This window comes from Leptothrix ochracea, assembly GCF_041083635.1.
Classification (GTDB): domain Bacteria; phylum Pseudomonadota; class Gammaproteobacteria; order Burkholderiales; family Burkholderiaceae_C; genus Sphaerotilus; species Sphaerotilus ochraceus.
Window position 1 is genome coordinate 1 of the sequence record NZ_JBFPHB010000041.1, and the last position, 2,918, is coordinate 2,918.

2 protein-coding genes are annotated in these 2,918 nt (G+C 54.9%); both read right to left on the reverse strand.

What is annotated here, in order from left to right; genetic code table 11:
- A partial coding sequence (locus AB3X39_RS12690; protein ID WP_369417750.1) for a tetratricopeptide repeat protein occupies positions 1–1,523 on the reverse strand: 1,523 nt, incomplete at its 3' end.
- A 108-nt stretch (positions 1,524–1,631) separates the two neighbouring features.
- The gene (locus AB3X39_RS12695) at positions 1,632–2,018 is read right to left on the reverse strand and encodes a hypothetical protein (protein ID WP_369417751.1); all 387 of its coding nucleotides are present in this window, start codon (positions 2,016–2,018) and stop codon (positions 1,632–1,634) included.
- Positions 2,019–2,918 lie beyond the last annotated feature (900 nt).

Here is a 2,918-nt window from a genome sequence, read left to right on the forward strand (position 1 = left end):
TGCGTATCAAGCAATTGATCCGATGGCTTGCCAAAAACCACGTTGGCGCGCAGTTTTGGCAACACACTGTAGCCGGCTTGAACACCATCAAAACGAGCAATAACACCGCCGCCGCTTGGATTCTGCCGCCCCAACTTCACCGAAATACCATCCGTAAAAGAACGGTAATCCAAATATAAAGCGGTTAACTTATTTCGATCACGTGCATCAAGCTTTGAAAAATCACGCTGAAAACTATCCCGAAACACCAAACGAATATCCTCGTCACGATTTCTCTTGCGCCACTGAGCATCAAGATTGGTCATGAGCATTTTTTGGGGCGTTCCGGATATTTCCTGATCTTGTGGTTGCTGAGGCAAAGCACTCACCACCGAATCAGCAAAATCCTGTGTTCTAACTTTGGATTCACCACCGTTGTAGTAGGCGCTCAATGAACCTTGCACCACCGCATCGGTTGCCTTAGTATCTTTCTTCTGAGCAGCTTTTTCGGCCACCAAGGTACTTTCCAAGATACTACGGGCTTGTTCTGCATCCTTTCCCGCAGGATATTGCTTTACAAACAATTCGAGTTCAGTGCGTCCACGAACCGTATCACCCTGCTCAACCCGGACCACACCCGCCAAATATTGCGCTTCACGGGTCGATTTATTCAGCGGCAAATCCAAGGCCCGATTGAGTAACTCCAAGGCTTGATCAAGCTTGCCCGCAAATTCAGCTTTTTTGGCCAATCCAAGCAAGGAGGCCGCACGCTCCTCAATTTGGGCGGCGCTGATCGGTGCCGAGCCCGCAGCTTCAGGCATCGGTGGCACTGCCAACGAAATCGTCACTAAAGTGGCCTGCGGAAAACGTTGCTTGAGCACCGCCAAAGCCTTGTGAGCTTCTTCAAGGGTGCCAAAATTACCCAACTGAATTTCGAAGCGTTGCAACCCCGTCACCACCCGGCTGACCAACTCAGTCGTGTAGTTCTGATAGGCCGAGGGAATCGGCTTATCCAACTGCAAGTTGTGGTCAGTGGAGGTCATCAATGCGATGGCATATGCCGTCGTAGCGTCACCCGTTGCAGCAGGCTGGCTTGGACCAACAGCGGTGGGCGTGCCAACACGGGTCTTGGCCAAAACAACTTCGATCGACTTACCACCTTGCCCTGCTCGGACCGAAGCACTGGCTGAACCAGAGAAACGAATGACCAACTTACGACTACGATCCCCCCCCTGACCCGACGCCTCATCAATGATGGTGATCTCACCGAGGTTTTGCCCCCCACGAACCACCAACCGCTGGCCGAACATGAGATTGAGCATGTTCTTGGTCGGCACAATTTCGTAGAACGCTTGGACCAAATCATTGGAACGGGAACTCACACTGCGACCCGAATAATGAATGGGGGTCAGGAAGCGGACCTGTAAAACAGCATTGGGCCCTTCTTGGTGCAGATCAGCATCTTCAATGATTTGCGCGTGGGCGACCGACGCGAACCACAAGCACAGCAGCGTGATCCAAAAGCGGAAAAAAGATGTATTCACCGATGAGAAGCCCAGTTGATCAGGGTGATGCTCGACAAACTTCGAACACCACCCTTGCTGTCACGCCCAATTTTTTGACCCGCCATTATGGCGGTAGTGAGCCGAGATTCAACCACCCCAGCTAGAGTAGGCTTGGCCCTTGTTGCCCAAAGGCTTGTGGCATCCCGAGGTCGAACAATCTGTCGGCGTCGTTGTTTTCGCTTTATGAGTCAGCGATTTCTTTTCCATGCTGCCTTGATAAGCCGTCCCAGAAGCATGACAGGCTTTGCACCAGCCCGAACCACTGCCTTGACTGGCGTTGTGGTTCATACGTGCCGGCAACCATGAAGTGGTACCGCTATGGCAATCCTTGCAGTCCATGGTGGCGCCACTCAACAACTGCACTTCTGGAATGTGCGCCGCCGGTTTGGCCAAGGCACCTTGGGTACCGACACTGGTGTAACTACCGTTATGGCAAGTCTTACAGGCCGCAGAAATCACCACACTGTGATTCATCGTGAATGAGAGCGCAAAGCTGACCTGTGATTTATGGCAGCTATCGCACTTGGCAGAACCCGCAGGCACTGGGATATGTGTTGCAGGCTTGCCTTTGGCCGTTGACCCGTTATGGCAGTTGTCACAAGCACCCGTACCCACAGCGTTGGCAGCTGAATGTACGAAACTGGTACCACTGGTCCAACTCGTCGTGGACTTGTGGCAGCTTTCGCAGTTGCCCGTCACGCTCGCATGGGTCGCCGTCGCCGGCTTACCCACCGCGCCCAAATAACTGCCCGTGTGGCACGTCGCACATTGACTGCTCACCGACACGGAGCTGTGCAGCATCCCCGTCGCCCACGAACCGTACCCCTTGTGGCAGCTGTCGCAATTCGTCGCCGTGATCCCTGTGACTGACTTATAGGGAATGTGGTTCACCACCGGACCATCCGCTGGCGGATAAGCCCCCGAGTGACACGTCGCACACTGCCCACTCACCACCAACTGGCTGTGATTCCACAGCGTCGGCTTCCAACCCGTTGTGTTGTGGCACGCCACGCAACCGGCATTCCCTACCGGGATGTGCGTGCTTGGTCGCCCCGTGGCCGTGCTGCCGTTATGACACCCCGCGCAGTTCGTCGCAGCAGTGAACAAACTGTGATCCGGTTTGCCAGAGGAGGCCCAGCTTGTCGTGGACTTATGGCAGCTTTCGCAGTTGCCCGTCACGCTCGCATGGGTCGCCGTCGCCGGCTTACCCACCGCGCCCAAATAACTGCCCGTGTGGCACGTCGCACATTGACTGCTCACCGACACGGAGCTGTGCAGCATCCCCGTCGCCCACGAACCGTACCCCTTGTGGCAGCTGTCGCAATTCGTCGCCGTGATCCCTGTGACTGACTTATAGGGAATGTGGTTCACCAC

What these genes read in the sequence shown, in the direction of transcription:
- AB3X39_RS12695 (WP_369417751.1), bottom strand. Translation starts at nt 2,018, where the DNA reads ATGAATCACAGTGTGGTGATTTCTGCGGCCTGTAAGACTTGCCATAAC.